General features: G+C 74.4%; 1 protein-coding gene. It reads left to right on the plus strand.

What is annotated here, in order from left to right; all coding sequences use genetic code 11:
- Nucleotides 1-2: 2 nt before the first annotated feature.
- Nucleotides 3-9,449, plus strand: a complete 9,447-nt coding sequence (locus ACZ61C_RS31110; protein ID WP_465311403.1) for an SDR family NAD(P)-dependent oxidoreductase — start codon at nucleotides 3-5, stop codon at nucleotides 9,447-9,449.
- Nucleotides 9,450-9,577 lie beyond the last annotated feature (128 nt).

Below are 9,577 nucleotides of genomic sequence, written 5' to 3' on the forward strand. Positions count from 1 at the left end.
TCATGACCGAGGACAAGAAGCTCGTCGAGTACCTGAAGTGGGTCACCGCCGACCTGGCCAAGACGCGCAAGCGCGTCGAAGAGCTGGAGGCGGCGGAGCCGGAACCCGTGGCGATCGTCTCGATGGCCTGCCGCTACCCGGGCGGGGTCAGCTCGCCCGAGGGGCTGTGGGACCTCGTGCTCGACGGCGGCGACGGCATCGGCGCGTTCCCCGAAGACCGGGGCTGGGACCTGGGAGGTCTGTTCGGTGACGAAAGAGGACGTTCGTACGTTCGTGAAGGCGGTTTTCTCGACCGCGCGGGCCGCTTCGATCCTGGGCTCTTCGGCATCTCCCCGCGGGAGGCGCTGGCCATGGACCCGCAGCAGCGCCACCTCCTCGAGGTCTCCTGGGAGGTGATCGAACGCGCCGGCATCAACCCGCTTTCGCTGCGTGGCAGCAAGACGGGCGTGTTCGCCGGCGTGATGTACCACGACTACGGCCAGGGTGCGCAGTTCCCCGAAGAGGCCCTCGGCTTCCTCGGCGTCGGCACCGCGGGCAGCGTGCTGTCCGGCCGCGTCTCCTACACCCTCGGGCTGGAAGGCCCGGCGGTCACGGTGGACACGGCGTGTTCGTCGTCGCTGGTCGCGATGCACTGGGCCGCCCAGGCCCTGCGCGCCGGGGACTGCGAGCTGGCGCTCGCGGGCGGAGTCACGATCATGGCGACCCCGGGGTCCTTTGTAGACTTCTCGGCCCAGGGCGGCCTCGCGCGGGACGGACGGTGCAAGTCCTACGCCGAGTCCGCCGACGGGGTCGGCTGGGCCGAAGGGGTCGGTCTCGTCCTGCTCGAGCGGCTGGCGGACGCGCGCCGCCACGGGCACGAAGTTCTCGCCGTACTGCGCGGGTCGGCGGTCAACCAGGACGGCGCCTCCAACGGTCTCACCGCTCCCAACGGTCCCTCTCAGCAGCGCGTGATCCGGCAGGCGCTCACGAGTTCCGGGCTGACTGTGTCCGATGTGGACGTCGTCGAAGGGCACGGCACCGGCACCCCGCTCGGCGACCCGATCGAGGCGCAGAGCCTGCTGGCCACCTACGGCCGCGGCCGCGAGACGCCGTTGCTGCTGGGTTCGGTGAAGTCGAACATCGGGCACACCCAGGCCGCCGCGGGTGTCGCGGGGGTGATCAAGATGGTGCAGGCCATGCGCCACGGCGTGGTGCCGAAGTCGGTGCACCTCGACGAGCCGTCGTCCCATGTGGACTGGACGGCGGGCGCCGTCGAGGTCGTCACCGAGCACACGCCGTGGCCGGAGACCGAGCGCGTCCGCCGGGCGGCCGTGTCGTCGTTCGGCATCAGCGGCACCAACGCCCACGTGATCCTCGAACAGCCGGAGCCCGTCGAGCGGACCGCCACCGAGGCGCGACCCGGGGTCCGCGCGTTCGTCGTGGCCGGGCGCACCGAGGCCGCGCTCGCCGCCCAAGCCGCCCGCCTGCGCGAGCACCTCGACACCGCCGGCGCCGAACCGGCGGACATCGCGTGGTCGCTGGCGCACTCCCGGGCCGCGCTCGAACACCGCGCCGTCATCGTCGCCGAGGACCCGAGTGACGACCTCGCCGCGCTGGCGGCCGGCACCCCCGGCCCGGCGGTCACCACCGGCGTCGCCGACGTCGACGGCCGGGTCGTGTTCGTCTTCCCCGGCCAGGGCGCGCAGTGGGCCGGCATGGGCGCCCGGCTGCTCGACGAGTCGCCGGTGTTCGCCGCCCGCATCGCCGAATGCGAAGCCGCGCTGGCGCCGTACCTCGACTGGTCGCTGACCGACGTCCTGCGTGGTGTTTCGCCGCTGGACCGCGTCGACGTCGTGCAGCCCGCGTCGTTCGCCGTCATGGTCGGGCTCGCCGCGTTGTGGCGGGCCCACGGGATCACCCCGGACGCCGTGGTCGGGCACTCCCAGGGGGAGATCGCCGCGGCCTGCGTGTCCGGCGCGCTCAGCCTCGCCGACGCTGCCCGCGTGGTCGCGCTGCGCAGCCAGGCCATCGCCCGCCGGCTGGCCGGCGCCGGGACCATGCTGTCGGTTTCCGTGCCCGCCGCCGACGTCGATGCCCGGCTCGCCCGGTTCGAGGGCAAGCTGTCGGTCGCCGTGGCCAACAGCCCGTCGTCCGTCGTGGTCGCCGGTGACCCGGCGGCGGGGGAGGAGCTCCTGGCCGAGCTGACCGAGGCCGGCCTGCGGGCCCGCCGCATCGACGTCGACTACGCGTCGCACTCCGCGCACGTCGAGCTGATCGAAGGCGAGCTGGCGACCGCGCTGGCCGGGCTGAAGCCGCGTCCGCCGGAGATCCCGTTCTTCTCCACTGTGGACGGTGAGTGGGTCGACACGGCCCGGCTGGACGCCGGCTACTGGTACCGCAACCTGCGGCAGCGCGTCCGGTTCGAAGAGGCGATTCGTGAGCTGCTTTCCCTGCAGTACCAGGCGTTCCTGGAGATCAGCTCGCACCCGGTGCTCACCGTGCCGCTGCAGGAGATCGCCGAGGACGCCGGTGCCCGCGCGGTCGTCACCGGCACCCTGCGCCGCACCGACGGCGGCCTCGACCGGTTCCTGACCTCGGTCGCGAAGGCGCACGTCCGCGGGGTCAGCCCGGACTGGGCGAGCTTCCTGGCCGAGGGCGCGAAGGTCGTCCCGTTGCCGACCTACGCCTTCCAGCACGGGAACTACTGGCCCGAACCCGCGGAGGTGAGCACCGCGGACCCGGCGGAGACCGCGTTCTGGACCGCGGTCGACGACGCCGACTTCACCGTGCTCAGCAGCACCCTCGACGTCGAAGAGGACGCGCTCACCCGTGTGCTGCCCGCCCTGTCGTCGTGGCGTCGCCGCCGTGGTGAACAGTCCGTTGTGGACGGCTGGCGGCACCGCGTCACGTGGAAGCCGGTGCCCGCCGGGACTCCCGCGCCCGGCCGCTGGCTCGCGTTGGTTCCCGAAGGTCTGGACCTCCCGCTCGACGCCGACCGCCTGGTCGTGGCCCCGGACGCCGACCCGGTCGAAGTGCTGCGCGACGGGCTCTCCGGCGAGTACACGGGCGTCGTCTCCTTCCTGGAACTCGACGGGACGACGTTCACCACGACCGCGGCTCTGACCGAGTTTCTCGCCGAAGCCGACCCGGTGCTGCCGCTGTGGGCTGTGACCCGGGGCGCGGTGTCCGTCGGCCGTTCGGACCCGCTCGCCGACCCCGCCCGGGCGGCCCTGTGGGGCGCCGGGCGTGTGCTGGCCCTGGAATACCCGCGTGCCTGGGGCGGCCTGATCGACCTGCCCGAGACCCTCGACGAACGCGCCGCCGCCCGGTTCGCCGCCGCCCTCGGTGGCGCGGAAGACCAGGTCGCCGTCCGCGCGTCCGGGCTCTTCGGCCGCCGGCTGGTGCACGCCGCGGCCGGGGGCGCCGCCGAGCCGTGGCGCCCGCACGGCACGGTGCTGGTCACCGGCGCCGGCGAGGGCTTCGGCGCGCGCGTCGCCGAATGGGTGACCGAGTGCGGCGCCGAGGTCGTGACCGGCGTCCCCGAAGACCGGCCGCTGACGGCCGTCCTGCACACCGCCGGGATGACCGGCGACCCCGACGCGTGGGCCACCGCCGTCGAGCTGGACAGCACCCTCGCCGAGACCGAGCTGGAAGCCTTTGTGCTGTTCACGTCGGTGAGCGCGGTGTGGGGCGCCGAAGGCCAGCGCGACCGCGCCGCCGTCGACACCGGTCTCGAGGCACTCGCCCGGCACCGCCGTGACCGCGGCCGCGTGGCGACCGCCGTCGCGTGGAGCGCCTGGGCCGATACCGGCGTCGCCGAAGACGAAGAGACCGCCGGGTTCCTGCGGGCCCGTGGCCTGCCGCCGTTGCCGGTCGAGCAGGCGCTGCTCGCGCTCGGGCAGGCCGTCGCCCACGACGACACCGCCGTGGTGCTCGCCGACGTCCGGTGGGACCGGTTCGTCCCGGCCCTCACCTCACGCCGGGACGGCACGCTGCTCGACGAGCTGCCCGAGGTCCGCGCGCTCGCCGACACGGGTTCAGGCGACGTCACGGCGACGTCGGGGCTGCTGGCCCGGCTGCGCGAAGCCGACCCGCGAGAGCGGGAGAACCTCCTGCTGGACCTGGTCCGCGAACAGGTCGCCGGCCTGCTCGGGTACGCGGGCGCGGCCGCGGTCGAGCCGCGCCGTCCGTTCAAGGACCTGGGCTTCGACTCCCTCACCTCGGTCGAGCTGCGCACCCGGATCAACGCCGCGACCGGCCTGGCCCTGCCGGCCACCCTCGTCTTCGACCACCCGCGCCCGGACGCCGTCGCCCGGCTCCTGGCCGCCGAGCTGCTCGGCGACGAAGAGCAGGCCGTCGCGCCCGCCGCGGCCGGGGTGCTCGACGGCGACCCGATCGTCGTGGTCGGCATGAGCTGCCGCTACCCCGGCGGGGTCCGCTCACCCGAGGACCTGTGGCGCCTGGTCGCCGACGGGACCGACGCGATCACGGAGTTCCCCGGCGACCGCGGCTGGGACCTGCTCGGTCTCCAGGGCGGCGCGTCCTACGTCCACGAGGGCGGCTTCGTCGACGGCGTCGCCGACTTCGACGCCGGGTTCTTCGGGATCTCACCACGGGAAGCCCTGGCGATGGACCCGCAGCAGCGGCAGCTCCTGGAAGTGGCGTGGGAGCTGTTCGAACGCGCCGGTGTCGACCCCGAAGGCCTGCGCGGCAGCACGACCGGCGTCTACGTCGGCGGCTCCGGCAACGGCTATTCGCCGCCGCCGGAGCTGGCCGGGCACCTGCTGACCGGGGCCGCCACCAGTGTCCTGTCCGGCCGGATCTCCTACCTGTTCGGGCTGGAAGGCCCGTCGGTCACCGTCGACACCGCCTGCTCGTCGTCGCTGGTCGCGCTGCACATGGCCGCGCGGGCGCTGGCTTCGGGCGAGTGCTCGCTGGCCGTCGCCGGCGGGGTCACGGTGATGGCGACGCCCAGCGCGTTCGTCGAGTTCAGCTACCAGGGCGGCCTCGCCCCGGACGGCCGCTGCCGGTCGTTCGCCGAGACCGCGGGCGGCACCGGCTGGTCCGAAGGCACCGGCCTGCTCCTGCTGGAACGCCTGTCCGACGCCCGCCGCAACGGCCACCCGCCGCTGGCCGTGCTGCGCGGCACCGCCGTCAACTCCGACGGCGCGTCCAACGGCCTCACCGCCCCCAACGGCCCCTCGCAGCAACGGGTGATCCGCGCCGCGCTCGCGAACGCCGGACTGTCCACTTCGGACGTCGACGCCGTCGAGGCGCACGGCACCGGCACCTCCCTCGGCGACCCGATCGAAGCCCAGGCCCTGCTGGCCACCTACGGGCAGGACCGTTCCGAGCCCCTGCTGCTGGGCTCGGTCAAGTCGAACCTCGGGCACGCCCAGTCGGCCGCCGGCGTCGCCGGGGTGATCAAGATGGTCGAGGCGATCCGCCACGGCGTGCTGCCCCGGACCCTGCACCTCGACGAGCCGACGTCCCAAGTGGACTGGACGGCGGGCTCGATCTCGCTGCTGACCGAAGAGCGCGCGTGGCCGGAGACCGGCCGGGCCCGCCGGGGCGCTGTCTCGTCGTTCGGCGTCAGTGGGACGAACGCGCACGTGATCCTGGAACAGGCCGAGGAGACCGCGCCGGTTCCCGTCGCGGTCACCGGCCCGGTGCCGGTGCTGCTGTCGGCTCGCACCCCGGAACGGCTCGCCGCGCAGGCCGCGCAGCTCGCGGAGTTCGCTGCCACGCAAACGGATCTCACCGATCTCGCGGCCGCGCTGGCGACTACTCGCACCCACTTCGACCACCGCGCGGCGATCGTCGCCACCGATCGGGAGTCGTTGCTGGCCGGACTCCGGGAGCTCGACGGGCCGACCCTCGCCGGACCCGAGGGCAAGCTCGCGATCCTGTTCGCCGGGCAGGGCAGCCAGCGCCTCGGCATGGGCCGCGAGCTGGCGGCGACGTACCCGGTGTTCGCGGACGCGCTCGACGCCGTGCTCGCGCACCTGGACGTCGAGCTCGACCGGCCGCTGCGCGAGGTCATGCACGGCGATGACGCGGACCTGCTCAACCAGACCCAGTACGCGCAGGCGGCGATCTTCGCGTTCGAAGTCGCGCTGGTCCGGCTGCTGGAGTCGTGGGGGATCACCCCGCACCAGCTCGCCGGGCACTCCGTCGGCGAGATCGCGGCCGCGCACGTCGCCGGCGTGTTCAGCCTCGCGGGAGCGTGCCGGCTGGTCGCCGCGCGCGGCCGGCTGATGCAGGCCCTCCCCGCCGGTGGCGCGATGCTTTCCGTGGTGGCGAGCGAAGAAGAGGTCGTCCCGCTGCTCGGCGACGACGTCGTGATCGCCGCCGTCAACGGCCCGCGCTCGGTCGTCGTCTCCGGCGCCGAAGCCGGGGTGCTCGCGGTGGGGGAGCACTTCGCCAAGACACGCCGGCTGGCCGTCTCCCACGCCTTCCACTCGCCGCTCATCGAACCCGCGCTCGCGGAGTTCGGCCGGGTCGTGGCGGAACTGGAGCTGGCGGCGCCGTCGATCCCGATCGTCTCGACCGTCAGCGGCGACGCCGACTTCACCTCCCCGGAGTACTGGGTGCGGCAGGCGCGGGAAGCCGTGCGGTTCGCCGACGCCGTGACGACTTCGGCCGAGTCGGGGGTGACCACGTTCCTCGACGTCGGCCCGGACGGCGTCGCCGCCGCGATGGCGGCCGAGAGCCTTACCGGCGGCGAGGTCGTCGTGGGCGTGAACGCCGGACCGCGGTCGCTGGTCACCGCGCTGACGAAGCTGCACCACGCGCGCGTGCCCGTCGACTGGCCGAAGTTCTTCGGCGGCGGCCGCCCGGTCGCGCTGCCGACGTACCCGTTCGCCCCCGACCGCTACTGGCCCGAGGGTTTCCACGGCGCGAACGGCGACCTGCGCCTGTCCGGCCTGCACTCCGCCGAGCACCCGCTGCTCGGCGCCGGGGTCGCGCTGCCGGAGTCCGGCGGGTTCCTGTTCACCGGCGCGCTGTCGCCGCAGCTGCAGCCGTGGCTGGCCGACCACACCGTGGACGGCGTGATCGTGTTCCCGGAAGCCGGGTTCGCCGAGCTGGCCGTGCGTGCGGGTGACGAGGTCGGCTGCGACCTCGTCGAGGAGCTCACCGTCGAGGTCCCGCTCACGCTGCCGCCGGTCGGCGGGGTGCACGCGCAGGTCGTCGTCGGGCCGGAAGGTCCGGCGGGGACACGGGAGCTGACCGTCTGGACCCGGCCGGAAGGCGCGGGGGAGCAGGTGTGGACGCGGACCGCGGCCGGCCGGCTCGCGCCCGGCGCCCCGGAACCCGCCGTGGACCCGGCCTGGCCGCCCGCGGCCGTGGAGCTCGAGCTCGACGGCTTCTACGAGGAGCACGCCGAGATCGGCGCGGCCTTCCGCGGCCTGCGGGCGGCGTGGCGCTCGGGTGACGACGTCTACGCGGAGATCGAGCTGCCCGCGGCCCGCCGGGACGACGCGGCCAAGTTCGGCCTGCACCCGGCGTTGCTGGACGCGGCCCTGCAGACCGTGACGCTGCTGGACCTGCCCCGGCGCCCGGCGACGGGCTGGACGCGGTTCGCGCTCCACGCCGCGGGCGCCGCCGCCGCGCGGGTCCACCTGCGCCGGGACGGCGACACGGTCACCCTCGTCCTGACCGATCCGGGCGGTGCGCCGATCGCGTCCGCGCAAGCCCTTTCGTTCGGCGAAGCCGCTGCCGCGCCGCGGCAGGGGCACGACTCGCTGTTCCACCTCGAGTGGACGCCGCTGCCGGAGGTGTCGTCGTCGGGCAAGCGGTTCGTCGTGTTCGGCGAGGACACGACCGACCTGACCGGCGATGCCGTGGTCGTGGTGCCGGTGGACACGAGTGGCGACCCGGTCGCCGCGACCCACCGGGCGACGACGCAGGTCCTCGACCAGCTGCAGTCCTTCCTGGCCACCGACGATGTCCAGGTGGTGTTCCAGACCGGCGACGGTCCCGCGGCCGCCGCGGTGCAAGGCCTGGTGCGGGCGGCGCAGTCGGAGAACCCGGGCCGGTTCCTGCTGGTCGAGGGGGACGCGGTTGACGCCGCGGTGGCGTCGGGCGAACCGCAGATTTCGGTGCGCGACGGCGTCCCGCACCGCGCCCGGCTGGTCCGGGCGCCCGCGGCGGACCGGCCGGAACCCGGCTTCGGCGACCCGGACGGCACGGTGCTCGTCACCGGCGGCACGGGCGGGCTGGGCCGGCTGCTGGCCCGGCACCTGGTGACCCACCACGGCGTCCGGCACCTGCTGCTGGCCGGCCGGCGGGGCCTCGGCTCCGCCGGCGCCGCCGAGCTGGTGACCGAGCTGAAGGGCCTGGGCGCGGACGTGCGCGTCGCGGCGTGCGACACCGCCGACCGCGACGACGTCGCCGACCTGCTGTCCGCCGTGCCCGAGGCGCACCCGCTGACGGCGGTCGTGCACGCGGCCGGCGTCCTCGACGACGGCGTGGTGGGGTCGCTGACCCCGGCGCGGCTGAGGAAGGTGTTGCGCCCCAAGGTGGACGGCGCCTGGCACCTGCACGAGCTGACCCGGGACCTCGACCTGGCGGCGTTCGTCCTGTACTCGTCGGCGAGCGGTCTGCTCGGCGGTGTCGGCCAGGGCAACTACGCGGCGGCCAACTCGTTCCTGGACGCGCTGGCGGCTTCGCGGCGGGCGGAAGGGCTGCCGGCGGTGTCGCTGGCGTGGGGCCCGTGGGCGCAGGCGGACGGCATGGCGGGCACGCTCGCCGACGTCGACGCGCAGCGTCTCGCGAAGTCGGGCATGCGCCGGTTCACCCCGGAAGAGGGCCTGGCGCTGTTCGACACGGCGGTGGCGTCGCCGGCGGCGATGGTGGTGCCGGTGGGGCTGGACCTGGCGGTGCTGCGCGGCCACATCGTCCCGCCGGTGCTGGGCGAGCTGGTCCCGAAGACCCGCCGCACGGCCCGCATCGACGCCGACGGCGTCCGCTCGTTCGTCCCGAAGCTGGGCGAGCTGGCCCCGGAGGCGCGTGGCCGCGAGCTGCTGGAGCTGGTCCGCGAGCTGGCGGCGAGCGTCCTGGGCCACGGCTCCCCGGCGGCGATCGACGCGGACACGGGCTTCACGGAGATCGGCTTCGACTCCCTGACGGTGGTGGAGCTGCGCAACCGCCTGGGGTACGCGACGGGCCTGACCCTGCCGGCGACGGTGCTGTTCGACCACCCGAACCCCCGGGTGCTGAGCGCGCACCTGCTGTCCCTGCTGAGCCCGGAGCCGGTGGACCCGGCGGCCCGGGTGCTCGACGAGCTGGGACGGTTCGAGCAGCTGACCGCGTCGCTGACCCCGGAGACGCTGGGCATCGTGACCACCCGGCTCCGCTCCCTGCTGGACCGCCTCGACACCGGTGACGGCGAGTTCCTCGAGTCCCTGGACTCCGCCAGTGACGGCGAGCTGTTCCGCCTGATCGACTCGGAGCTCAACGCCGACTGAGCCCCGGTGCCAGTTGTCGTGGGGGGGGAGTTGGGGTTTCACCCCCACCGCCACTCCCGCAAAACGCAGCAAGCCACCCCCATGACGTGCAAACAAAAACCGGGCGGGGGTCGCCTCCCCTCGTGGCT

It is taken from the genome of Amycolatopsis sp. NPDC104587, from assembly GCF_055583645.1.